Source organism: Dellaglioa sp. CoH-57-MRSF-19, assembly GCF_056781975.1.
Genome location: NZ_JBXAXW010000001.1, coordinates 356,498 through 380,045 on the forward strand (window position 1 = coordinate 356,498; position 23,548 = coordinate 380,045).

Sequence of the window (23,548 nt, forward strand, 5' to 3'; positions counted from 1 at the left end):
TCGTAAAAAGATTGTAATTTTAGTAAATATTTAGTAAAATGAAAGCGGTTAATAAATTGGAGGAAAATATAATGAAAATTAATGAATTAAAGAGCGAATTTAAAGATGTTTACGGTGTGGACGCAAATGCAAGTTACTTCTCACCAGGTCGTATCAACTTAATTGGGGAACATACTGATTACAATGGTGGACATGTTTTCCCAACAGCAATTACATTAGGCACATATGCAGTTGCAACAAAACGTGATGATACAACAATTAATATCATGTCAAATAACTTTAAAGATAATGGCGTTGTCTCATTTGATTTAAGTGATTTATCATATCAAAAAGAACATAACTGGGCTAATTATCCAAAAGGGATGATTGTTTACTTGAAAGAGCAAGGTTATGTTATTGATAAAGGATTAGATATTTTACTTGAAGGTAACATTCCAAATGGTGCTGGTTTATCATCATCTGCATCAATTGAATTATTGATGGGTGTTATTTTAGAAGATCAATTTAATTTAGACATTGATCGTGTTGATCTTGTTAAAACAGGTGTCATGGTAGAAAATAAATTTATCGGTGTTAATTCAGGAATTATGGATCAATTTGCAGTCGGTATGAGTAAAGCAAATCATGCTATCTTACTGGATACAAATACACTAGATTACGATTTAGTACCAATTGATTTAAAAGACAACGTTATTATTATTATGAATACAAATAAACGTCGCGAATTAGCAGATTCTAAATATAATGAACGACGTAGTGAATGTGAAGCAGCATTAGCATTATTACAAGAGAAAAATGATATTAAATCATTAGGTGATTTGGACAATGCTAGCTTTGATTTACAAACATACTTAATCCAAAAAGAAAACCTTCTAAAACGTGCGCGTCATGCAGTTTCAGAAAACCAACGGACGATTATGGCTCAAGAAGCTTTGAAAAATGAAGATTTAGTACGTTTTGGTAAATTAGTTAACGCTTCACATGTTTCATTACAATTTGATTATGAAGTAACGGGTATTGAACTTGATACACTTGTTGAAACAGCATGGGAACAACCAGGAGTACTAGGTGCTCGAATGACTGGTGCTGGTTTTGGTGGTTGTGCAATTGCCATTGTTGCTAAAGACAAAGTTGACGCATTTGAAAGTGAAGTGGGTCGTATCTACGAAGAAAAAATCGGTTATGCACCAAGTTTCTATTTAGCAGAAATTGCTGATGGCGCTAAAAAATTAGATTAAGCATAAAGAGATAGAGGGAAAAACATGGATTCTAAACAATTAATTTCAAAATTCGTCGATAAAGTTATTCAGTTTGATCCAACGACTTATTCGACAGATGATAAAATTTATTTAGTAAACGTCGTTTTAGATTTGGTTGGTGAATCAGAGATAGAAGTAACTGAACCAGTTTCTGACACAATAATTGCTGTTAAAGACGAGCTACTTAATTTAGCAATCAAAAACGAGAAAATCAGTGCTCTAATCGCGGAGCAAGATATTCTTGGTGCTAAATTAATGGATCTGGTCACACCAATTCCAAGTCACGTGAATAAACATTTCTGGGATTTATACGCAAAAGACCCAGAGAAAGCTTTGGCTTATTTTTATGAATTAAGTCAGGCTAACGATTACATCAAAGTTGCGGCTATTGCGAAAAACATTGCTTATCAGGTACCAACAAATTATGGTGATTTAGAAATCACCATTAATTTATCTAAACCTGAAAAAGATCCAAAGCAAATTGCTTTAGCTAAAACAATGAAACAAACGGGTTATCCTAAATGCCAATTATGTATGGAAAATGAAGGCTATGCTGGAAGACTAGATTTCCCAGCTCGTCGCAATCATCGGATTGTACGATTTGATTTGGGGGATGCAACATGGGGCTTTCAATATTCGCCTTATGCTTACTTCAATGAACATTCAATTTTCTTAGATGAAAAGCATGAACCTATGGTAATTAACAAAACGACATTTTCAGATTTACTTCAAATTGTTAAAAAATTCCCGGGCTATTTTGCGGGAAGTAATGCAGATTTACCAATTGTAGGTGGCTCAATTTTAACGCATGAACACTATCAAGGTGGACGTCATGATTTTCCAATGGCAAAGGCAGAAATGAGTCAAACAATGCAATTTGCAGGATTTGATGACATTCAAGCAGGTATTGTGAACTGGCCAATGTCAGTCATTCGTTTAAATGGTGAAAATCCAGAACGATTAGCTGATTTAGCAGCAAAAATTTTAACGTCTTGGCAAGAATATAGTGATGCCGATGCACAAATTTTGGCAAAAGATGCTGACGGTACGCCACATCATACTGTGACGCCAATTTCTCGAATGCGTGACGGTCGTTATGAATTGGATTTAGTCTTGCGAGATAATCAAACATCTGATGAATTTCCAGATGGTATTTATCATCCACATGCTGATGTTCAACATATTAAAAAAGAAAACATTGGCTTGATTGAAGTTATGGGATTAGCTATTTTACCACCTCGTTTGAAAACTGAAATAACAGAGGTTGAGAAGTATCTAACAGATCAACCAAATGTCATGGCGGCTTATCATAAAACTTGGGCTGATGAAATTAAGCGTGATAATTCGATGATTTCTAAAGAGACGGTTAGTGAGCTCGTACAAAACGAAGTTGGAAAAGTCTTTATGCGTGTTCTTGAAGATGCTGGGGTTTATAAACAAGATGACCACGGCCAACAAGCATTCGTTAAGTTTATTAAACAAGTTTAAACGTAAAAAGATTAACTTATTTAAGTTAATCTTTTTTATTTAGAAATCAAATAGAAACTAACTGGTTAACGATAATTGTTAAGATAGTGTTAGAAAATTCTCTTTTTAATGTTTTGTGTTAAAATAAAATATATAATATTCTTACTAAAGTTGACATGCTGGTAATTATGAGAATTCTCGGAGGAATAAATGTACAAAAAAGATATTCTGGATCGACCAGAGTTTTTAATATGTGAAATTATTGAATTGCTATCATTAAATGAACATGGGTTATCAAGAAAAGTAATCTGTAATCGATTAAATGTTTCAAATACAGCTTTGCGAGTTGCACTAGAGTAATTGGATGGCGAATTCAATTCAGGTGATGAACCCTATATGATCATAAAAAAGAATAACATTCAATTTATAGGTAAAGGCAAAATTAATTTTTACGAAACGGTTTATCGGTATGTGAAAGAGTCTATTAATTACCAAATTTTAATGGCATTCTATTATGATGAAAATAGCAGTATTGAAAATTTGAGTCTTAGTTTAAATGTTAGTGAATCATCTATCTTCAGAAGAATTAAGCAACTTAATAATTTGTTGTCTGAATTTCAGATTAAAATTGCACATGGTGAGGTAGTTGGTTCTGAATTACAAATTAGATTTTTTTACTATTCACTATTTCTAGCGACAGATTTTAACTATAATGATACGATAGAAGCGGGCGTCATTCTTGAATACATTAAAGTATTTGAAACATATTTTAACTTCAATGTGAATGATAGTAATTTAATGAGGACTAGAATTTGGATGAAGGTCAGTGTTCATCGAATGATGCGAAAAGATCGTGATAATTGGGTGATTTCTGATGATTTAGCAGATATGATTGCAAATAATTCACTATTTAACCAAGTTGAAGAAAAGATGCAAGATATTTATATTAAGTTCTCAAATAAAATTGATGTTCATTTTGAGAGCGCCCTACTTTACGCTTGGACAACTGCTTTTGTTTCAGTTCCTTCAAGTGCTTACTTGTCCCGCGATTTTATTGCAATTAATCACACAAATAACACCAAACTTCAACAAGCTGTTAAATATTTGGAACAAGGATTTGAATCTAAATTAGATGTTAAAATTATCGGTGAAAATGTTAGTAAATCATTGTACCCAATTTGTACTGAAGCATTTTGTTTTCATGGAACGATGGATGCCGTGGGAACTTACATGATGAATAGTTATCGAAAAAAATATTCAAATCATTCAGTTCGACGTCATGTTGAGATTGCCATGGATGAATTAATCGACAGTCCATTATTAGCTAAAAAATGGTCTGATTTCTATAAGCGATACAGGCAGCCATTTATTAATAAAATGGTCGAAATTTTTAGCGCTAGATTGTTAGAAAAAGAAACCATGTTAACAGTTGGGGTTGATTTAAATGCAAACGAGCGAATTAAAGAATTATTTGTCAGAAATATGAGTCAAGATTTAAATATTAATTTACGCGTTAATGTCAGTATTTATGATTCTAGTCAACGATATGATATGGTGGTTACTAATTTCATGAATAAAAATTATAAAAACAATGCATTTGATAAGTATATTATCACTGCATTAGGACTTGATAATGATATGCCAGAGATGGGGAAACGACTGTTAAACGTGAATAGAAAACACTATCAGTAAAAATGTTTCTAGTTTTTTTTTTGATAGTACAACCCATGAATCATTCGGTATACTCTATATTATAGAGAACTAACAAGAGATATTCGTGGGGGATTTCTTTTGAAGCATTAAACAGTATCGAATTGGGCAAACATTTATTTATTACAAAATAAAAAAAGACGATTATAATTTAACGATTATAATCGCCTTTTTTTATAGGCTACCAAGTGTGATAAGATAGAGAATAAACGTTATGACGAGAAATGAAGGATAATGACATGCAATTTACGCTAACAAACAATGGTGAAGGCACAATTAGTTTAAAAAAATTTTTAATTGAGGTTGGCGTTAGTAAACGATTAATCGCCAGAATTAAACAAGGCGAGGGACAAGTTCGAGTTAACAAAAAGAATGAATATTGGGATTATCAACTGATTGATGGTGATGAAGTTATTTTGACGTTGCCAGAAGAACCAGATAACGATGCCATACATGCAAGTGATGAACCATTAAATATCGTCTTTGAAGATGAAAACTGGTTAGTAGTCGATAAGCCAGCTGGTATGGTAACCGTGCCAGGCCCATCTAATGAAGATACAACATTGGTTAACCGTGTTAAAGGCCATTTGATTGCAACTCATTCAAGTAGTTTCGTGCCACATGTTATTACGCGTTTAGACCGTTTTACAAGTGGACTTGTTTTATTAGCTAAGCATGGATTTGCACATAGTTTGATTGCTGCTCAATTAAGTAATGGTCAGTTAGAAAAATCATACTTAGCAATTGTTGCAGGTGACGTTAAAAGTGATCAAGGAGATATTAAAGAACCAATTGGTAAAAAGGAAGGCGAAATTCGTCGTTCTGTTATGGCTGAAGGAAAAGCCTCAGAAACAACTTATAAAGTTGTAACGAGATTTCCAGACTACACATTAGTTGATGTGAAGTTAGTTACGGGCCGAACACATCAAATTCGTGTACATTTTGATTTTATTCATCATGCTTTGGTTGGGGATGCGTTATATGATGGCCCGATGGACAAAGGTATTGATAGACAGGCATTACATGCTGCTAAATTAAGCTTTGAAGATCCATTTACGGGTAAAAAATTAGCTTTTGAATCAGAACTCCCAGCTGATATGGCTCAATTATTAAAATAGTATCAGGCAAGATTGTATATTTGGATAAAGTGGCGAATATCTATTGTATTTCGTGAACTTTTTCTTTATTATTAATATAGTTATAATCAATTTGTGAAAGCACTTTTAAGTGAGGAAATAATAAATGAAAAAGATGATTATTAGAGGCGGTAAAAAACTGTCTGGCGAAGTAATAATCGGTGGTGCTAAGAATAGTACTGTTGCATTGATTCCTGCAGCTATTCTTGCGGATACACCTGTGCATTTTGACAGTGTCCCCGATATTTTAGATGTACATAATTTAATGAAAATTTTAGATCAAATGAATGTTAAGTCTGAATTTAACGCTGGTAACTTAATGGTAGATCCTACGATGATTAAGGATGAACCTTTACCTGGTGGTGCCATTAAAAGTTTAAGAGCTTCTTATTACTTTATGGGTGCCTTATTAGGTCGGTTCGGTCGTGCAGTTGTTGGATTTCCTGGTGGTGATAATATTGGACCACGTCCGATTGATCAACACATCAAGGGATTTAAAGCTCTTGGCGCTGAAGTTATCGAAGAAGAAGACGCAGTGATTATTACGAGTGGCCCTGAAGGATTAAAGGGAGCCCGTATTTTTATGGACCTTGTTTCAGTGGGTGCAACAATTAACATTTTATTGGCTGCTGTCCGTGCAAAAGGAACCACAATCATTGAAAATGCTGCAAAAGAACCTGAAACCATTGATATTGCAACATTCTTGAATAATATGGGTGCTCATATTCGTGGTGCGGGGACTGGTGAAATCAGAATTCAAGGTGTTGATAGCTTAAAAGCTGTTAATACGCATACGATTATTCCAGATCGTATTGAAGCTGGTACTTATATCTCACTTGCTGCTGCAATGGGTGAGGGCGTTTTAATTAAGAATGTTATTACTGAACATTTAGATTCATTTTTAGCTAAACTTAGTGAAATGGGCGTTACTTTCCAAGTGAATGAAGATAGTATTTTTGTTCCTGGTGGCGATAAAATTATCCCAATTGAAGTGACAACTTCACCATATCCTGGGTTTGCAACTGACTTGCAACAACCAATTACTGCCGTTATGCTCAAGGCTACAGGTGAGAGTCGTATTATTGATACACTTTATCCTGAACGGATTAAGCACATTCCAGAAATGCAACGAATGGGTGTTAAGATTGAATCAAAAGATGGCATTATTCGAATCAATCAATCAACTGAATTAACAGGCCAAACTGTTTATGCAGATGAAATTCGTGCAGGTGCTGCATTACTTGAAGTTGCTTTAATGACTAATGGTACGACTGTCATTGAGAAAGCCGATAATATTTTACGTGGTTATGATTGCGTTGTACAAAAAATGACAAATTTATCTGCTGATGTAGAAATTATTGATGAAGATTAGGTGATTAAATGAGCGACTTCTTAACGATGGGTGAATTAAAAGACAAGACGCTTAAAGAAATTTATGGCTATGCCCAAGAATATAAAATACAATATTATAGCCAAATGAATAAAAAAGAATTGTCTTTGGCAATTCTAAGGGCTCAAGCAAAACAACAAGGATTCATTTTGATGGAAGGTGTCTTAGACATTGTTCCCAATCAGGATGGATTCGGTTTTTTGCGTCCAATTAACTACGGCCCATCACAAGAGGACATTTATATTTCTGCCTCACAAATTAAGCGATTTAATTTAAGAAATGGGGATTTAGTCGGAGGTAAAGCACGACCACCAAAGCCTAATGAACGTTATTATGGGTTAATGCACGTTGATACAGTTAATGGTAAAAATCCAGAAGAAGCAAAGGAACGTCCACATTTTCCTGCACTGACGCCCTTATATCCTAATCGACAATTAACTTTAGAAACAACTAGTCAAAATCTTTCAACGAGATTAACTGATTTATTTGCTCCTATTGGATTTGGTCAACGTGGTTTAATCGTGGCACCACCTAAAGCTGGGAAAACAACTTTACTTAAAGAGATTGCTCAAGGAATCGCAGAAAATCATCCCGATGTAAAATTAATCGTACTATTAATTGATGAACGACCTGAAGAAGTGACTGATTTAGAACGATCAATTAAAGGTGATGTTGTATCGTCAACATTCGATCAACAACCAGAGAACCATGCGCGTGTTTCTGAACTTGTTTTAGAACGTGCAATGCGATTAGTTGAAGATAAGCAAGATGTTGTTATTTTAATGGATTCAGTTACTCGCTTGGCTAGAGCGTATAATTTAACGATTCCGCCAAGCGGACGGACGTTATCAGGTGGGATTGATCCAGCAGCATTTTATCGACCTAAAAAATTCTTTGGTGCTGCACGTAATATTGAAGAAGGTGGAAGCCTGACAATATTAGGAACTGCTTTGGTTGATACGGGTAGCCGAATGGATGATGTGATTTATGAAGAGTTCAAAGGAACCGGTAATATGGAATTACAACTCTCAAGAGAGCTTGCTGAACGCCGTATCTTCCCTGCTGTCGATTTAAAAAAATCAAGTACACGTAAAGAAGAATTATTATTATCTAAGCAAACAATTGAAGAACTATGGCAGATTCGAAAGATGATGACAGGCGATTCACTAGGTGCTACGGAACGTGTTATCCAAAAAATGAAGAAAACAAAAAATAATGCTGAATTTTTAAAAGAGTTAACAAAAACAAGTAAATAAAATTTAATTGTAAAACGAGTTAATTCGTGATAAGATTGTGCATGTTGTAATATAAAGAATAACTCTAATTCAGCAGATGGATTAGGGCAAAGGAGAATACTTACTTATGAAAAAAGAAATCCATCCAGATTACCATGAAGTTGTATTTATGGATACTACTTCAGGTTACAAATTTATCTCAGGTTCAACAAAACATTCAGAAGAAACAATTGAAATGGAAGATGGCAAATCATACCCATTGATTCGTGTCGAAATTTCATCGGATTCACATCCATTCTATACTGGACGTCAAAAATTCACTCAAGCCGATGGCCGTGTGGATCGTTTCAACAAGAAATATGGTCTTACAGACGCAAACGCTGCAAAATAAGAACTATTTCGAAAAGGAAGAAGCCAATAAGCTTCTTCCTTTTTTTATACAAAAAAATAGTAACGTTCAACTAGATTGAACGTTACTATTCAGCTTTTCGTGAATACATCCCTTTTGTGACGTAGAGAACCCAGATGAGATTAATACCAACTAAAATAGCGGTAGAAATAAAGACACCTTTGTAATCGAATACGCCAGAAACGGTAGAGCCAATCATAGGACCAACGACTGATCCCATGGCTTGGAATGATTGATTGTAACTGAACACTCGACCTGTGAATTCTGCCGGTGTATTTTTTGTTAGAATTGTTTGAACTGCAGGTAACATTGCGGCATCCGTAATCCCAATTAAGAAACGTAAGCCGCCAAGTTGCCAAACATTAGTCACTAATGCCATTGGAATAAAAATGAAAATTGCGACAGTAAGTGCAATTTTTAAAATACGTTCTGTTCCAATTTTATCGCCTAGTACTCCTAAGCGAGGCGCAGCAATTAGCGTTGCTATTCCTGGAATAGAAGCCACACACCCACTGATAAAGGTAACATTTCCAACGTTATGTAAGAGTTCTCGAACGTATAAGCTTAGAATAGGACTAATGGAATAATTTGATGCTTGAATGATTAAGGTAGTGACAAACATCCCGATAATTAATTTAGGATGATGTAATTTCTTGAAGATTTCTTTTGACGTTTGCATTTCACCTTTTTCAACAGGCGTAAAATGTTCATGTACAAAGAAATAACTAAGTAAGAAAACAATTAGCAAAATCGCAGCAGTAATGAAGAAGGTAATACGATAGCCGAAGACCCCAGCTATTGCGCCACCGATTAGTGGTCCAAATAAAGTACCAGTAACACTACCGGTAACTAAAATACCGAGTGCTTTACCACTTTGCCGCTTGGGTGTCTCTGTTGCAATCAGTGCCTGTGAGTTACTAATATAACCAGAAAAGACACCTTGTAATAAACGTAACGCAATTAATTGGTAAACGTTACTGACAAGCCCCATCAGGCCTAAAACAATGGCCATTCCGAATGAAGCTCTTAAAATCATTAATTTACGACCTTTTCGATCAGCTAAACGACCCCATAGTGGGGAAACAATGGCGGTAATTAAAAATGTAGATGAATAGGTAATGCCGCTATAAAAATTTAATTCGGTTTTGGTGAAGTCACCTAACGTATCAATATAAAGTGACATAAATGGCATAATTAAACTAAATGCCACGCCAGCCATGAACGTACCAAACCATAAAACAAATAAATTTTGTTCCCAAGGTTGTCTAGAACGAAAAAATGTTGATTTTAGTGAAGTCAACAAATTAAACAGTCCCCCTAAAGATATTTTTTGATAATTATAATCATAACACTAAACAAGGATAAAAGTTATATGGTAAAATAGTTGTTAAGCGAAAGTGGGGGTTATTAATGGAAAAAAATAAAGCAGCTAAAAAAAGTCGTTGGAAAAAATGGCTAACAACTATATTATTAATACTATTGTTATTGGTGGGGCTTTCGCTAGTATTCAATGAACAAATTAAAAACTTTATTGTTGGACTAACAGACCCAACCATTAATTCAGAATTAGTCGATAAAAATAAAAATAAAAAAGCATCCTTTGATTTTAGTGAAGTTAAGAGTTTGAATACGGCAGATGTCGTGAAAGCAAAAGCAAATGAAAAAAATTTGGTTTTACTTGGAGAAATTAGTATTCCGGATGTCTCAATGAACTTGCCGATTGCTAAAGGCGTTAGCACTGATACCTTGGCACTTGCTGCTGGAACTTTAAAGGAAAACCAAAAAATGGGCGAGGGTAATTATGCACTTGCTGGACATCATATGATTCGAAAGGATTTATTGTTTAGTCCATTAGTTAGCATGAAAATTGGCCAAAAAATCTATTTAACAGATGCTAAAAAGATTTATGAGTATGAAACATCTAAAATGAAATATATCAAAGCAACAGACGTTCAAGTTATTGATGATGTACCCGGAGAAAAATTAGTCACATTAATTACTTGTGATGATACGGGTGCCGGACGTTTGATGGTCCAAGGTGAGTATGTTAAAGATTGGACATACAATGCTGCACCAAAAACAGTTCAAAAGTATTTTAAAATGATTCATAATAATAAATAATAAAAATGACCACAAATTTTAAAATTTGTGGTCATTTTTATTATTTAATTTGTGCTTTAATATAATCAATCCAGTAAGGCATTCCAAGACTAATTAAGTTATAAGTTTCGTCAAAGTCACCAGTAATCCATGGATCAGGAACAGATTCTTTTTCTTTACCGGGAACAATTGAAAGGAAGTTAACGATTTTTTCTTTTTTAGATGCAGGTGCAGCTTTTTCAAGACGCTCAACATTGATATCATCCATTGCAATAATTAAATCACTATTAATGAAATCTAAGTAACTAACCGGACGTGAGATTAAGCCATCTGTTGGAATCTGATGTTCAACAAGTTTAGTAATAGTCCCTTCATGGGCGCCATTTCCTTCTTGTGAAGAACTTGTGCCAGCAGAATCAACAGTTACTTGGTCAGAAAGGTTTAACTTAGCTAAATCGTCTCGTAACATTGCTTCAGCCATTGGTGATCGGCAAATATTTCCCATACATACAAATAATACATTCATGTTAATAATCCCCTTTACAAATTTCTTAATAATGCTATTATGCCATAATAATCACATTATTAAAACTAGTTAGATAAATTGGTGTAACCGTTAGCTTAATTGCTTTCTAAAAGGGTCTAACTTTGGTATGATAATTAAGAATAGAAACTAAAATAAGACACTTTATATTTAAAGAGGAGACTGAAAATTATGGCAATGATTATTATCGGAGTTATCGTAGTACTTTTAGTTATTATGTACATTAGCGGCTACAATGGTTTAGTAAAAGCAAAAATCCGGACTGAGGAATCATGGAGTCAAATTGACGTCCAATTAAAACGTCGTAATGATTTAATTCCTAACTTAGTTTCAACTGTTAAGGGATATGCAACTCACGAAAAAGAAACATTTGCTAAAGTAGTTGAATTACGTAATCAATTAACACAAGTACCAACGGATGCACATGAAACAACAATGGAAGTTTCTAATCAATTGAGTCAATCATTGAAAAGTATTTTTGCGTTATCTGAAAGTTACCCAGATTTAAAAGCTAACACAGAATTCACTAAGTTAATGGAAGAACTATCAAATACAGAAAATAAAATTTCTTATTCACGTCAACTATTTAACTCAACTGCTGCAAGTTTAAATGCAAAAATTCAATCATTTCCAAGTAACATTGTTGCCGGAATTCATCATTTTACAAAAGTAGAATATCTTGAAGTCCCTGAAGCTGAAAAAGCTGTACCCAACGTTTCATTTGATTAAACAGTTAGGAGATAACTAATGCTATATGATCAAATCGCGCGAAATAAGCGCAAAACAGTTTATGTTTTAATTGGTTTTGTTTTATTGATGGTTGCGATTGGTAGTGCCGTTGGCTATGTTTTTTTCAATAGTGCTGTTTCTGGACTACTTATGGCTGTTGTCATTGCAGTTGTTTATATGGGATTGATGATTTCACAATCAACTAGCGTTGTCATGAGTATGAATCATGCAACTGAAATAAAATCAGTCGATGATGCACCTGAATTATGGCATGTTGTTGAAGATATGGCGATTGTGGGCCAAGTTCCAATGCCAAAAGTGTTTATTATTGAAGATGATAGTCCTAATGCGTTTGCAACGGGAAATAATCCAGAACACGCGGCAGTTGCTGCAACAAGTGGCTTAATCAATCGATTAAATCGTGAAGAATTAGAAGGCGTTATGGCGCATGAAATTTCGCATGTACGCAACTACGATATTCGATTATCAACAATTGCATTAGCATTATCGGCAGCAATTTCATTATTAGTAAATATTGGAATGAACTCATTTTGGTGGGGCGGAGGTCGCCGTCGAAGTGATGATCGAGAAGGTGGCGGATCATTAGAAATTATTTTGATGATTTTATCATTATTATTGGTTATTTTAGGACCAATTGCAGCAACAATTGCTCAGCTTGCACTTTCTCGAAACAGAGAATATTTGGCTGATGCTTCTGCTGTTGAATTAACGCGTAATCCGCAAGGACTAATCCATGCGTTGGAAAAAATTTCTGATAGTAAACCAATGGAACGTGCCGATCCAAGTAGTGCGGCACTTTATATTTCAAATCCATTGAAGAAAAAAACAACTGGATTATTTCAAACACATCCACCGATGGAAGATAGAATTGAAAGATTAGAAGCAATGTAAACTATTTTATAAAATGGGGATGATAGTGGTGAGAGACAATTTAGTCTACGTTCATGTTGAAACGGTTTCTCATTTGATTTTATCATATGGGATTTCCAAAGAAGATTTCATAACAAGCATTCCCAGATTACCAACTAATATTTTATCGTTAAACCCAGTGGATTATGAAAATGAAATTGACATCGCAACAGGATTTAACACGGTAACCGGGGAAGAAGATACTGCACGTTATTTGAATAAAAAGACTGTTGGGTTAAAGCAAAGTTGGATTGATTTCGATAGTCAAGATGATTTAGAATTAATAACACCAAGAGAAGTAGCAGAATTCTTATATTTGGGACATGCATTTTCTCATATTCAATCACCTTTTTACTATAAATTGCAGAATGACTACGTTTTTTTAACGTTACCAAATGATGCATTAAAAATCTACTATCGTTATTTAACGCAATTTTATAATGTTTTTTCTAAATCAATTATTAGACATGCGAATCAATCGTATCGTGAAAAAAATGGTCTGTTTAGACGACGTCCTATGACGTTGAAAAAGATACCTAAAAAAATTGTTGAAGAATTAATGCCATTATTTGTTGAAGGTGTAATATTAGATTTTTCAAGGATCACAATTAATAATACGAAGTTAATATTACCTGTCTATATTATGATAGATAACGTTTCTCAGATGAAGTGGCATGAGCCAACATTGGAGACAGAAAGTGCCAAGTTAGTTGCTAATTTGGAGTATCGATTTGTAGATCAAGAATGGTTTATCGAAGTTTCTAACAAATCTGCTTTTGAAGACAGTATTATATTCTAAAAAGATAACGTATTATTATGTTATCTTTTTTTATTTTTGTTGAATTTAAAAAGAATGGTACAATAGGACGTGCAAAAAATGGAGGGCAATACGAATGCGAGTTTATTTACTCTATGGTGGTAAAAGTGCAGAACATGAGATCTCACTTTCAACTGCTTTTCAAATAACACAAGCGATATATTACCAATACTATTCGGTAATTCCAGTTTATATTACGAAAACGGGGAATTGGCTGCAAGGTCAGACGCTTAACGAACCAGTTAAATTTGTTGATAATTTAAGACTTAGAGAAACAGATGAAAAAGGACAAGCAACGAATAATCATGAAAATTCAACTGGAATAAAATTTTTGCCAAATGGATTTGACCCTGAAGATAGTGTGGTTTTTCCTGTCTTACATGGCCCAAATGGTGAAGATGGAACTGTCCAAGGACTACTTGAAACGTTGAATATCCCCTATGTTGGTAACAGTGTACTAGCATCGGCTGTCGGTAATGATAAAATAATGAGTAAATTACTCTTTAAACAAGCCGGAATTCCGGTTGTACCATTCCAAGCGATTGACTCACAGTCTTGGGAAAATAACACTGCAAGTGTGATTGCCAGATGTGAGGGCGAATTACTTTATCCAATGTATGTGAAACCATCTAATTTGGGTTCAGGAATCGGTGTTACACAGGTGAATAATAGTGTTGAATTACAATATGCAATTGATAATGCTTTTGAACTTGGTCCTCGAGTGATTGTAGAACGAGGCATTGTAGCACGTGAAATTGAAATTGGATTATTAGGTAACGAAGAAATCGCAACAAGTGTACCAGGAGAAATTTTGTCGTTTGATGACGTCTATGATCGTAAACTTGCAATGAAGGAAGATCACGAAGCCAGAATTCCAGTTGAACTCGATGAGGAATTATTGGATAAGATAGTTGGTTTTTCTAAAACAGCTTTTGCGGTTATTGATGGATCAGGGCTTGCTAGGTGTGATTTTTTAATTAGCGCTAACCAAGATATTTATTTAAATGAGATTACAACAATGCCAGGATTTTATAAAAATGCAATGTATCCAAGATTGTGGGAAGCCGTTGGGCTGAGTTACAGTGATTTAATTGAAGAATTATTACAATTAGCATTGAAAAAAAATCAGGCAAATAATAGTAAACAATAGATTTAATGGTCATATGAATGCGAGGGTTTATATAATGAAAATGCAATTAACTGAAATTGCGAGCGCAGTTAGCGCCAAGAACGAAATTACTGATGAACCAATTAATATATCGAGTGTTTCATTTGATAGTCGACAACTAACGGAAGGCAGTTTATTTGTACCTATTGTGGCAGAAAATGACGGTCATGATTATATCCAAAGTGCGATTGATAATGGTGCAACAGCGACTTTATGGGCAGTTGACCATCAAGATACAATGCCAACGAAAATCCCAGCTATCTTAGTAGATGACACATTAATGGCTTACCAAGATTTAGCAAAACATTACTTGGATAAAATTAATCCTAAAGTTGTCGCAGTTACTGGTAGTAACGGTAAAACGACAACTAAAGATATGATTACAGAAATTTTAAGTCAGCAATATAATGTTTGTAAAACGGAAGCGAATTTCAATAATCATTTAGGCGTACCGATGACTTTATTAAGTATAGAACCTAATACGGAAGTTGTTGTTGTCGAAATGGGGATGGATCATCCTGGTGAGTTAGACTTTTTAAGTCGAATTGCACAACCTGATGTCGCTGTTATTACGATGATTGGCGAAGCACATATCGAATTTTTTGGTACGCGAGATAAAATTGCGGATGCAAAAATGGAAATTGTGAATGGGCTGAAAGAAGACGGCTTGTTGGTTTATAATGCAGATGAACCGTTATTAAGAGAACGTGTTTCCAATATTGAACAGCAATCATTTGGCTTCGGTCATGGTGAAAGTGCTGACTTGAGTGTTTCAAATGTTGTCGGCAATCAAACAATGACTAGCTTTAAAGTGAGAGAAATGGCTGATTTTAATTTTACAATTCCAATGATTGGCACATATAACGTAGATAATGCGATGGCTGCTATCTCAGTTGGTCGTCATTATCGTGTGTCACCTAAAAATATTGTAAAGGCGCTTAGTGATTTTGATTTAACGAAGAATCGGACAGAGTGGCTTAGAGGTCATTTGGGCGAGTCAATTTTAAGTGATGTCTATAATTCAAATCCGACAGCTGCAAAAGCTGTTATCAAAGCATTCTCAAACAGCGATGTTGAAGGTAATCGAATGGTTGTTTTGGGTGATATGCTTGAATTAGGTGAGCAATCTAGCGATATGCATCTCAGCTTGGCTGATAGTTTTGATAATGAAAAAATTCAAAGCGTTTATCTTTACGGAGAACAAATAAAATCTTTAGCAACAGCATTAAAATCAAAGTATGATGATCAACATCTTCATTATTATGATTTAGATGAAAAAGAAGCTATGGTTGAAGATTTATTAAAAATACGTACTGAAAAAGATTCTATTTTGATTAAAGGAAGCCATGGCGTTCATTTAGAAACCGTTTTATCGGCTTTACAAAGTAATTAGAGAGTTGCTTAATATTATTTAAGGTGCTATTATAGTTTAAATAGTGACTCATGAAGGGTCAGACTTAAATTAATTTAACTTTACAAGACAGTAATTGACGACGAACTCTTAACTGTGTTGTGAAGCATGTTAGTTTGCAAACACATTAGGAGGAATTTATACTTGAAATTTACAGAATTAGGACTATCCGATGAACTACTAAAGGCCGTTCAACGCAGCGGTTTTGAAGAAGCAACACCTATCCAATCTGAAACAATTCCAATGGCTTTAGAAGGAAAAGATGTTATTGGACAAGCACAAACAGGTACTGGTAAAACTGCTGCATTTGGTTTACCAATCTTAGATACAATTGATACAACAAAAGATGAAGTTCAAGCACTTATCATCTCACCAACACGTGAACTTGCTATTCAAACGCAAGAAGAACTTTACCGTTTAGGTAAAGAAAAACATGCTAAAGTTCAAGTTGTTTATGGTGGGTCTGATATTCGTCGTCAAATCAAGAGTCTTAATCGCGCACCTCAAATTTTAGTTGGAACACCAGGACGTTTATTAGATCATATTCGTCGTCGCACCGTTAAATTAGGTAATGTTAAAACTTTGGTTTTAGATGAAGCTGATGAAATGTTAGATATGGGATTCGTTGAAGATATCGAAAGCATCTTAACAACTGTTCCTGACGAACGTCAAACATTGTTATTCTCTGCAACAATGCCAACTGCTATTCGCCGTATTGGTGAAAGATTTATGACAGATCCAACTTTGGTAACTGTTAAGGCAAAAGAATTAACAACTGACTTAGTTGATCAATTCTACGTAATCTCAAAAGATTTCGAAAAATTTGATATCATGACACGTATGTATGATGCTCAAAACCCAACACAAACAATCGTGTTTGGTCGTACAAAACGTCGTGTTGACGAATTAGCTAAAGGATTTGAAATGCGCGGATACAACGCTAAAGGAATCCATGGTGATTTATCACAACAACGTCGTATGAGTATTTTACGTGAATTTAAATCAGGTAAACTTGATATTTTAGTTGCAACTGATGTTGCTGCTCGTGGTTTAGATATTTCTGGGGTTACCCATGTCTTTAACTATGATATTCCTCAAGATCCTGAAAGTTATGTCCATCGTATTGGCCGTACAGGCCGTGCCGGACATAAAGGAACTTCATTGACATTTGTTTCACCAAATGAAATGGATTACTTACGTCAAATCGAAAAATTAACTAAGAAACGTATGGTGGCTTTAACACCACCTACAGATGATGAAGCATTTGCTGGTCAAATTGAAACAGCAATCGCTGACGTTACTGCCTTAGTTAACAAAACTGATACTAAAAAATATGCAAAACAAGCTACTGAATTAATGGCTAAGTTTGAAGTTGCTGATTTAGTTGCAGCATTACTTAGTGATGTTATTAAAAATGATTCATCACAAGTACCTGTTAAGATTACACCAGAACGCCCATTACCTAGACGTAAGGGGGGTGGCGGTGGTGGCGGAAACAACCGTCGTAGCGGCAATGGCGGTGGAAATCGTCGTGGTGGCAACGGTGGTGGTTACCAAGGCAACCGTAATGGTGGCGGAAACCGTAGTAACGGTGGAAGTTCAGATCGTCGTAACGGAAGTAGCGATCGCCGTAGCAATGGTAATGGTGGCGGAGGTTACAAAGGTAACCGCTCAAGCGATAATCGTTCAAATGACAACCGTTCAAACGGAAGTAGCGCACCAAAACGTAACTTCACAATCAGAACAAAAGATTAATTTGAATATTGAAAAGAGACCTATTAATTTAGGTCTCTTTTTTTGTTTAAAATTGCTATTCTTACAATATTGATAGGTAAAATATAAACGATTTTAGTGCAGAAAATGAATAAATTTGATAAACTTAACAAGGATATCAATGAAAAGAAATAGGTGATAATATGATTTATGGAATTGGTGTTGATATTGCCGATATTGATCGAGTAGTAAAGTTGGCAAAACAACATGAAGAATTTATAACAAAGATTCTCACAACAAATGAAATTAAACAATTTGATGAATTAAAAGGTAGTCATAAAGACGAATTTATTGCTGGAAGATTTTCCGCCAAAGAGGCATACAGTAAGGCTTTTGGAACGGGAATAGGGGATAAAGTTGGCTTTTTAGATGTTGAAATATTAAATAATGAAATTGGTAAACCGATAATTACGCAGCACCCTTTTGAGGGTAATGGCTTTATTTCAATTTCTCATACGAACAATTTAGTTATGACTGAAGTTATTTTAGAAAATCAAGAAAAGGGGATGTAAAAATGGTTGTAGGTTATCATCGTCCAACCCAAATCGTGGTAGATAGGGCAGCTATTAAGGCAAATATCACAGCTGAAAAAAAGACATTAACAGATGAGACGGTTATTTTTGCTGTTGTTAAAGCTGATGCGTATGGTCATGGATTGATTGAAGTAGCTAAAGTTGCAAAAGATGCTGGTGTAAAAGGTTTTTGTGTGGCAATAATTGATGAGGCATTAGCGTTACGAGAAGCCGGGTTTGTTGAAACTATCTTGATTCTGGGATTAACGAAAGTTGAATATGCACCGTTACTGGCAAAAAGCAAAATATCTGTAACTGTTTCAGAACTTGGCTGGTTACAAGAAGCTAATAAGTTACTGAGTGAAGAAAAATTAGCGCCTTTGGCCGTTCATTTAGCATTGGATACAGGAATGGGTCGTATTGGTTTTAGAGAAGCAGAACCGTTTTTAGAGGCAATTAATTTCCTTGGAAGTCATCAAAATACATTAAACTTTGAAGGGGTTTTTACTCACTTTGCGACAGCAGACTCTCCTAATGATTCGTATTTTAAAAAACAAATGTCAAAATTTAATGAATTGATGTCAGTAGTTTCTGATAGACCTCGTTATGTACACGTTTCTAATTCTGCAACGAGCTTATGGCACTCTGCTTGCAACGGTAATATGATTCGGATGGGCATTTCAATGTATGGTTTAAATCCATCTGGTGGTGAATTAGAACTACCTTATGCGTTAAAACCAGCATTTGGATTAACATCTGAATTAAGTTATGTGAAAGAAATCCATGCAGGTGATTCAGTTGGTTACGGTATTACATATCAAGCTCAAGAAAATGAATGGGTTGGTACAGTACCAATTGGGTATGCAGATGGTATGCCCCGAAAGATGCAAGGCTTTAAACTATTAGTCGACGGTCAATTTTGCGAAATAATTGGTCGAGTTTGCATGGATCAATTAATGATTAGATTGCCACATGAAATGCCAAATGATACAAAAGTAACTCTAATAGGCCAAGATGGCGATGAAATGATTACAGCACAGGATGTTGCAACGTACGCTGAAACAATTCATTATGAAATAATCTGTGCACTTTCAGGACGAGTACCACATGTCTACCTAAATTAGTATTTATTTGCTTAGTTTGCTATGGTAAACTATCTGTAGAGTGTAATTCTATGGGGGAAGTGCAGATGGATAAAAATGAGAAAGTAGCAATGAGTCATATAGCCGATTACTGTGCATATTATTCGATTACCAATGAAGCGTTGAAGGATAGCGAAATATTTAACTCTATTTTAAGTCATAAAAAAATGATGGATGAGTTAATTGATGGCTACTCAGAAATGGGACAATTGAATAGTGAAATCTGTAATGATTTTAAAGGATCTGAAGATGAAGTGTTATTGCACCTTCAAATTATGTAGAGAGTTGGGATAAGATGGTTGAAAGTATCATACGTGGTGATATATTCTATGCAGATTTATCGCCCGTTATTGGTTCTGAACAAGGCGGTATGAGACCTGTTCTCATTATCCAAAACAATATTGGGAATCGTTATAGTCCGACAGTCATCGTTGCCGCCATTACGGCGCGCATCCAGAAGCCTAAAATGCCAACACATGTTGGACTTTTAGCAAGTAGAGATGGTATTGAAAAAGATTCAGTTATACTAATGGAGCAAATTCGCACAATTGATAAGCAACGTCTAAAAGATCGTATCACGCATGTATCGAAAAAAAGTATGCTTGAGGTTGATGATGCGCTTAGAATGAGTGTTGGACTTGTTTCAGCAATACATAAAGAAAAATAAACAGTAAAAAGACATAAAAAAACGTGGTTCGTAACCATCCCACGCTAAAAAACTAAGGGAGTCTATTAATAATGACAAAAAATAATCGTGTAAACCAGGTAATCATTAATGGTTTAATCGCTGCACTTTATATCGTATTGGCAGTTGTTCCAGGAATGGTGAACATGGCTAGTGGTGCTATTCAATTTCGACTATCAGAAGGATTGAATCACTTAGTACTTTTCAATAAGAAATATATCTGGGGTGTTTCATTAGGGGTTATCTTATTTAATCTCTTTTACAGCAGTCCGTTAGATGTTCTTTTTGGGGGCGTACAAACAATCATGGGTCTTTTAATTGTGATTTTTGTTAGTCCTAAGTTTAAGAAAATGTGGCAAAAAATGCTTTTAAATATTATGGTTTTCTCATTTACCATGTTTTTAATCGCTATTATGTTGAACATTACAGCGAGCTTACCGTTCTGGCCTACTTACGGTACAACAGCATTATCTGAATTTGTAATAATGACAATTACAGCACCAATAATGCTCGTTTTAGATCGTGCTATTCACTTTGATAAAAGAATGCATTAAAAAAACAGACCCGAAAGGGTCTGTTTTTTTGTCTAACTACGTAAATCTTCAATTTCAGAAACAATAAATTCTTTACGTCCTAAGTTATCAACAATTTTATCAACTTTTTCTTGGTTTACACCAGCTGGTAATGTGAATAATGTTCGGCGTAATAATTCGCCTTCTTTAACATCTAAAGTCATACAACTAGCAATTGATGAATATTTTGTAATGATTTTAGCCATATCAACTAAATCACCACGTTCGCCAGCTGAAATAACAGTTAAGACATAACTACCAACATCAAAATTCCATGATTGAGACAACATATCTAGAAGACGTGTATGTGTTAAAATACCCTCAAAATAGTTGTTTTCATTTAAAACAGCAATATAAGGTAAGTCTTTAATTGAAAAGAAAACGTTGAAGAAAGCTGAATCAGATGAAATAAACTTAGTCGCATTTTTAAGAAGATAAGTAACAGGAAGTGACATATCGCCACCCTGTGATTTATGACGATAAATATGCATTTTATAAATATTACCACGGAAAATTTGACCCGTTTCATCTAAGATTGGCACACAACGGAATCCAGAATTTTCTAGGACCGTAAGTGCTTCTTCAAGTGTGACACTTTCACGGACGGTTGTTAGTTCTTTTAATGGTTTAACTAAAGTATTTAATAACATATAGGCGCCTCCAAATATTAAATTTTTCTCATTTACATTTTTATAATACCATAAAAAAAGCTTTTTAACAGTAATTTGACTATTAAAATTGTATTAAAAAAGGAACGGAAGAATGTCTTCCGTTCCTTTTTTGGAAAATAATTAAAAATTATTCACCTAATGCTTTAAGACCATCATTTAATACTTGTTTCAAAGTAGCAGCTGAATCAGTCATACGTTTAGATTCAACATCACTTAAAGGTACTTCGATGATTTGTGCAAGACCTTGGCCATTAACAACACCTGGTGTACCGATATAAATATCGTTCAAACCATATTGTCCGTCCATGTATGCACTAACAGGTAATACGGCATTTTCGTCACGCAAAATTGCTTTTGAAAGACGAGCTAATGCTGTACCAATACCGTAGAATGTTGCGCCTTTTTTGTTGATAATTTCGTAAGCTTTGTTACGAACGTCATCTTCAATTTTAGCAAGTTGGTCATCAGAAATGTTGTTAGCTTTTGCCCAATCTAAGAATGGAAGACCACCAACAGTTGCAGCTGAGTAAGCAGCAAATTCTGTATCGCCATGTTCGCCCATCATGTAAGCATGGATTGAACGAGGATCTGTAATGTCAGTTAATTTGCTTAAAGCAACACGTAAACGTGAAGTATCAAGTGAAGTACCTGAACCAATAACACGATCTTTAGGGAAACCAGAGAATTTCATTGTTGCGTAAGTTAAAATATCAACTGGGTTAGCAGCAACTAAGAAAATACCTTTAAATCCAGATTCAACGATTGGAGATACGATACTTTTCAAGATGTTTAAGTTTTTGTTTACAAGGTCAAGGCGTGTTTCACCTGGTTTTTGTGGAGCACCAGCAGTGATAACGACAAGATCTGCATCTTCACAGTCAGAGTATTCTGCTGAGTAGATACGTTTAGGAAATGCGAATGGTGTTGCATCTTCTAAATCTAAAGCATCTCCGACAGTGCGATCTTTCGCAACATCGATGATACCGAATTCTTCGCCGACACCTTGGAGTGTCATTGCGAATGCGTAACTAGAACCTACGGCGCCATCGCCGACTAAGATAACTTTTTGATGATTTTCTGTTTTTGTCAAAATAATTCATCCTTTCAGAGCTATAATTATTACTGAATAATTATAACATGTTTGTTTGTGAAAAAACATACTAGATGAGAGAGTTCTTTCACAAAATTTTCATAAATCGAGTATGGTATAATAGTTGAAAGAAAAGAATAGGGTCGAAATGCTGGGTAAGTTGAATAAACTTGCCCAGATGTTTGCGTTTATTTAAAGGAGAAATTAAAATGAAAATGATAGTCGGTTTAGGAAATATTGGGCAAAAGTATGATGGAACAAGACACAATGTCGGATTCGCTACAGTAGATGTATTTGCAAAACAACATAATGCCGATTTTGGATCTAGCAAGTATGAAGCGCAAGTGGCATCGTTTAATTTAAATGGTGAAAAAATTGTCTTAGTTAAACCATCTACTTATATGAATGATTCAGGTCGAGCTGTTAGACCGTTGATGGATTTCTATAAAATTGATGTTTCAGACATCCTTATTGTGAACGATGATCTTGATTTAGAAGTTGGTCGGATTCGATTACGTCAAAAAGGATCAGCAGGCGGACATAATGGTTTGAAAAGCATTATCGCACATACAGGAACACAGGAATTTAAACGTATTAAAATTGGTATTGACCATCCAGACAAAGTTTCTGTCGTAGATTGGGTATTAACGAAATTTTCTAAAAACCAAGAAAAAGACTTAGGTGATGCAATCAATACAGCAACTTTAGCAATTGAGGATTGGTTGGAAACAGATGATTTTATGAATACGATGAACAAGTATAACCATAAATAAGAAAAAGCTGTTTAGAAAAGGGTAA

At 34.8% G+C, this 23,548-nt stretch carries 25 protein-coding genes and 1 riboswitch; of the genes, 21 read left to right on the forward strand and 4 right to left on the reverse strand.

The window, feature by feature from the left end:
- The first annotated feature begins 71 nt into the window (after positions 1-71).
- The 8 genes from AC1RO3_RS01650 (at position 72) to AC1RO3_RS01685 (ending at position 8,588) form a co-directional block, all read left to right on the forward strand.
- A complete protein-coding gene (locus AC1RO3_RS01650; RefSeq protein WP_481760872.1) occupies positions 72-1,238 on the forward strand; it encodes a galactokinase in 1,167 nt (388 codons plus the stop codon).
- A gap of 24 nt (positions 1,239-1,262) precedes the next feature.
- On the forward strand, positions 1,263-2,747 hold the full coding sequence (gene galT, locus AC1RO3_RS01655; RefSeq protein WP_481760871.1) for a UDP-glucose--hexose-1-phosphate uridylyltransferase: 1,485 nt from the start codon (positions 1,263-1,265) through the stop codon (positions 2,745-2,747).
- Between the two features lie 189 nt (positions 2,748-2,936).
- Positions 2,937-3,086 carry a hypothetical protein gene (locus AC1RO3_RS01660; protein ID WP_481760870.1) on the forward strand — a complete coding sequence of 50 codons (150 nt, stop codon included), beginning with the start codon at positions 2,937-2,939 and terminating at the stop codon, positions 3,084-3,086.
- A 36-nt stretch (positions 3,087-3,122) separates the two neighbouring features.
- A complete protein-coding gene (locus AC1RO3_RS01665; RefSeq protein WP_481760869.1) occupies positions 3,123-4,418 on the forward strand; it encodes a helix-turn-helix domain-containing protein in 1,296 nt (431 codons plus the stop codon).
- A gap of 257 nt (positions 4,419-4,675) precedes the next feature.
- Positions 4,676-5,554 carry an RluA family pseudouridine synthase gene (locus AC1RO3_RS01670; protein WP_481762396.1) on the forward strand — a complete coding sequence of 293 codons (879 nt, stop codon included), beginning with the start codon at positions 4,676-4,678 and terminating at the stop codon, positions 5,552-5,554.
- Positions 5,555-5,678: 124 nt separating this feature from the next.
- On the forward strand, positions 5,679-6,944 hold the full coding sequence (locus tag AC1RO3_RS01675) for a UDP-N-acetylglucosamine 1-carboxyvinyltransferase (protein WP_481760867.1): 1,266 nt from the start codon (positions 5,679-5,681) through the stop codon (positions 6,942-6,944).
- Positions 6,945-6,952: 8 nt separating this feature from the next.
- A complete protein-coding gene (rho, locus tag AC1RO3_RS01680; RefSeq protein ID WP_409021602.1) occupies positions 6,953-8,218 on the forward strand; it encodes a transcription termination factor Rho in 1,266 nt (421 codons plus the stop codon).
- Between the two features lie 106 nt (positions 8,219-8,324).
- Positions 8,325-8,588: a type B 50S ribosomal protein L31 gene (locus tag AC1RO3_RS01685; protein WP_409021601.1), complete on the forward strand. Its 264-nt coding sequence runs from the start codon at positions 8,325-8,327 to the stop codon at positions 8,586-8,588.
- 85 nt (positions 8,589-8,673) lie between these two features.
- On the opposite strand, the gene AC1RO3_RS01690 is transcribed toward AC1RO3_RS01685, so the two are convergent.
- Complete coding sequence (locus AC1RO3_RS01690; protein WP_481760866.1) at positions 8,674-9,909, reverse strand: multidrug efflux MFS transporter; 1,236 nt, start codon at positions 9,907-9,909, stop codon at positions 8,674-8,676.
- A 107-nt stretch (positions 9,910-10,016) separates the two neighbouring features.
- On the opposite strand from AC1RO3_RS01690, the gene AC1RO3_RS01695 reads away from it, so the two are divergent.
- A complete protein-coding gene (locus AC1RO3_RS01695; protein WP_481760865.1) occupies positions 10,017-10,727 on the forward strand; it encodes a class A sortase in 711 nt (236 codons plus the stop codon).
- A gap of 40 nt (positions 10,728-10,767) precedes the next feature.
- Here AC1RO3_RS01695 and AC1RO3_RS01700 read toward each other — a convergent pair whose 3' ends face one another.
- Positions 10,768-11,232, reverse strand: a complete 465-nt coding sequence (locus AC1RO3_RS01700; RefSeq protein WP_481760864.1) for a low molecular weight protein-tyrosine-phosphatase — start codon at positions 11,230-11,232, stop codon at positions 10,768-10,770.
- A gap of 189 nt (positions 11,233-11,421) precedes the next feature.
- Between AC1RO3_RS01700 and AC1RO3_RS01705 the strand changes: the two genes are divergently transcribed.
- From AC1RO3_RS01705 to AC1RO3_RS01755, 11 genes are all read left to right on the forward strand, one after another.
- Positions 11,422-11,979 (forward strand): LemA family protein, encoded by a 558-nt coding sequence (locus tag AC1RO3_RS01705; protein WP_409021597.1) that lies wholly within the window; start codon positions 11,422-11,424, stop codon positions 11,977-11,979.
- Positions 11,980-11,997: 18 nt separating this feature from the next.
- Complete coding sequence (htpX, locus tag AC1RO3_RS01710) at positions 11,998-12,891, forward strand: zinc metalloprotease HtpX (RefSeq protein ID WP_409021596.1); 894 nt, start codon at positions 11,998-12,000, stop codon at positions 12,889-12,891.
- A gap of 28 nt (positions 12,892-12,919) precedes the next feature.
- Entirely contained in the window at positions 12,920-13,708 is a 789-nt protein-coding gene (locus tag AC1RO3_RS01715; protein ID WP_481760863.1) for a hypothetical protein, read from the forward strand.
- Between the two features lie 94 nt (positions 13,709-13,802).
- Positions 13,803-14,876, forward strand: coding sequence for a D-alanine--D-alanine ligase family protein (locus tag AC1RO3_RS01720; protein ID WP_481760862.1), 1,074 nt, complete (start codon positions 13,803-13,805; stop codon positions 14,874-14,876).
- Between the two features lie 34 nt (positions 14,877-14,910).
- Positions 14,911-16,287: a UDP-N-acetylmuramoyl-tripeptide--D-alanyl-D-alanine ligase gene (locus AC1RO3_RS01725; RefSeq protein WP_481760861.1), complete on the forward strand. Its 1,377-nt coding sequence runs from the start codon at positions 14,911-14,913 to the stop codon at positions 16,285-16,287.
- Between the two features lie 162 nt (positions 16,288-16,449).
- Positions 16,450-18,060, forward strand: coding sequence for a degradosome RNA helicase CshA (cshA, locus tag AC1RO3_RS01730; protein ID WP_481760860.1), 1,611 nt, complete (start codon positions 16,450-16,452; stop codon positions 18,058-18,060).
- 161 nt (positions 18,061-18,221) lie between these two features.
- On the forward strand, positions 18,222-18,590 hold the full coding sequence (gene acpS / locus AC1RO3_RS01735) for a holo-ACP synthase (protein ID WP_481760859.1): 369 nt from the start codon (positions 18,222-18,224) through the stop codon (positions 18,588-18,590).
- 2 nt (positions 18,591-18,592) lie between these two features.
- Positions 18,593-19,714: an alanine racemase gene (gene alr / locus AC1RO3_RS01740; RefSeq protein ID WP_481760858.1), complete on the forward strand. Its 1,122-nt coding sequence runs from the start codon at positions 18,593-18,595 to the stop codon at positions 19,712-19,714.
- 65 nt (positions 19,715-19,779) lie between these two features.
- Positions 19,780-20,013, forward strand: a complete 234-nt coding sequence (locus tag AC1RO3_RS01745; RefSeq protein ID WP_481760857.1) for a hypothetical protein — start codon at positions 19,780-19,782, stop codon at positions 20,011-20,013.
- A 14-nt stretch (positions 20,014-20,027) separates the two neighbouring features.
- Positions 20,028-20,399 (forward strand): type II toxin-antitoxin system PemK/MazF family toxin, encoded by a 372-nt coding sequence (locus AC1RO3_RS01750; RefSeq protein ID WP_409021588.1) that lies wholly within the window; start codon positions 20,028-20,030, stop codon positions 20,397-20,399.
- A gap of 17 nt (positions 20,400-20,416) precedes the next feature.
- Positions 20,417-20,461, forward strand: a riboswitch (PreQ1 riboswitch).
- Positions 20,462-20,470: 9 nt separating this feature from the next.
- Positions 20,471-20,971 carry a QueT transporter family protein gene (locus AC1RO3_RS01755; protein ID WP_481760856.1) on the forward strand — a complete coding sequence of 167 codons (501 nt, stop codon included), beginning with the start codon at positions 20,471-20,473 and terminating at the stop codon, positions 20,969-20,971.
- Between the two features lie 32 nt (positions 20,972-21,003).
- On the opposite strand, the gene cbpA is transcribed toward AC1RO3_RS01755, so the two are convergent.
- Both cbpA and AC1RO3_RS01765 read right to left on the reverse strand, forming a co-directional pair.
- On the reverse strand, positions 21,004-21,639 hold the full coding sequence (gene cbpA / locus AC1RO3_RS01760) for a cyclic di-AMP binding protein CbpA (protein ID WP_409021586.1): 636 nt from the start codon (positions 21,637-21,639) through the stop codon (positions 21,004-21,006).
- A 148-nt stretch (positions 21,640-21,787) separates the two neighbouring features.
- A complete protein-coding gene (locus AC1RO3_RS01765) occupies positions 21,788-22,750 on the reverse strand; it encodes an L-lactate dehydrogenase (RefSeq protein WP_409021585.1) in 963 nt (320 codons plus the stop codon).
- 209 nt (positions 22,751-22,959) lie between these two features.
- On the opposite strand from AC1RO3_RS01765, the gene pth reads away from it, so the two are divergent.
- Positions 22,960-23,523, forward strand: coding sequence for an aminoacyl-tRNA hydrolase (gene pth, locus AC1RO3_RS01770; protein WP_409021584.1), 564 nt, complete (start codon positions 22,960-22,962; stop codon positions 23,521-23,523).
- The last annotated feature ends 25 nt before the right edge of the window (positions 23,524-23,548 follow it).

What these genes read in the sequence shown, in the direction of transcription:
- AC1RO3_RS01650 (WP_481760872.1), top strand. Translation starts at nt 72, where the DNA reads ATGAAAATTAATGAATTAAAGAGCGAATTTAAAGATGTTTACGGTGTG.
- galT (WP_481760871.1), top strand. Translation starts at nt 1,263, where the DNA reads ATGGATTCTAAACAATTAATTTCAAAATTCGTCGATAAAGTTATTCAG.
- AC1RO3_RS01660 (WP_481760870.1), top strand. Translation starts at nt 2,937, where the DNA reads ATGTACAAAAAAGATATTCTGGATCGACCAGAGTTTTTAATATGTGAA.
- AC1RO3_RS01665 (WP_481760869.1), top strand. Translation starts at nt 3,123, where the DNA reads ATGATCATAAAAAAGAATAACATTCAATTTATAGGTAAAGGCAAAATT.
- AC1RO3_RS01670 (WP_481762396.1), top strand. Translation starts at nt 4,676, where the DNA reads ATGCAATTTACGCTAACAAACAATGGTGAAGGCACAATTAGTTTAAAA.
- AC1RO3_RS01675 (WP_481760867.1), top strand. Translation starts at nt 5,679, where the DNA reads ATGAAAAAGATGATTATTAGAGGCGGTAAAAAACTGTCTGGCGAAGTA.
- rho (WP_409021602.1), top strand. Translation starts at nt 6,953, where the DNA reads ATGAGCGACTTCTTAACGATGGGTGAATTAAAAGACAAGACGCTTAAA.
- AC1RO3_RS01685 (WP_409021601.1), top strand. Translation starts at nt 8,325, where the DNA reads ATGAAAAAAGAAATCCATCCAGATTACCATGAAGTTGTATTTATGGAT.
- AC1RO3_RS01695 (WP_481760865.1), top strand. Translation starts at nt 10,017, where the DNA reads ATGGAAAAAAATAAAGCAGCTAAAAAAAGTCGTTGGAAAAAATGGCTA.
- AC1RO3_RS01700 (WP_481760864.1), bottom strand. Translation starts at nt 11,232, where the DNA reads ATGAATGTATTATTTGTATGTATGGGAAATATTTGCCGATCACCAATG.
- AC1RO3_RS01705 (WP_409021597.1), top strand. Translation starts at nt 11,422, where the DNA reads ATGGCAATGATTATTATCGGAGTTATCGTAGTACTTTTAGTTATTATG.
- htpX (WP_409021596.1), top strand. Translation starts at nt 11,998, where the DNA reads ATGCTATATGATCAAATCGCGCGAAATAAGCGCAAAACAGTTTATGTT.
- AC1RO3_RS01720 (WP_481760862.1), top strand. Translation starts at nt 13,803, where the DNA reads ATGCGAGTTTATTTACTCTATGGTGGTAAAAGTGCAGAACATGAGATC.
- AC1RO3_RS01725 (WP_481760861.1), top strand. Translation starts at nt 14,911, where the DNA reads ATGAAAATGCAATTAACTGAAATTGCGAGCGCAGTTAGCGCCAAGAAC.
- acpS (WP_481760859.1), top strand. Translation starts at nt 18,222, where the DNA reads ATGATTTATGGAATTGGTGTTGATATTGCCGATATTGATCGAGTAGTA.
- alr (WP_481760858.1), top strand. Translation starts at nt 18,593, where the DNA reads ATGGTTGTAGGTTATCATCGTCCAACCCAAATCGTGGTAGATAGGGCA.
- AC1RO3_RS01745 (WP_481760857.1), top strand. Translation starts at nt 19,780, where the DNA reads ATGGATAAAAATGAGAAAGTAGCAATGAGTCATATAGCCGATTACTGT.
- AC1RO3_RS01750 (WP_409021588.1), top strand. Translation starts at nt 20,028, where the DNA reads ATGGTTGAAAGTATCATACGTGGTGATATATTCTATGCAGATTTATCG.
- AC1RO3_RS01755 (WP_481760856.1), top strand. Translation starts at nt 20,471, where the DNA reads ATGACAAAAAATAATCGTGTAAACCAGGTAATCATTAATGGTTTAATC.
- cbpA (WP_409021586.1), bottom strand. Translation starts at nt 21,639, where the DNA reads ATGTTATTAAATACTTTAGTTAAACCATTAAAAGAACTAACAACCGTC.
- pth (WP_409021584.1), top strand. Translation starts at nt 22,960, where the DNA reads ATGAAAATGATAGTCGGTTTAGGAAATATTGGGCAAAAGTATGATGGA.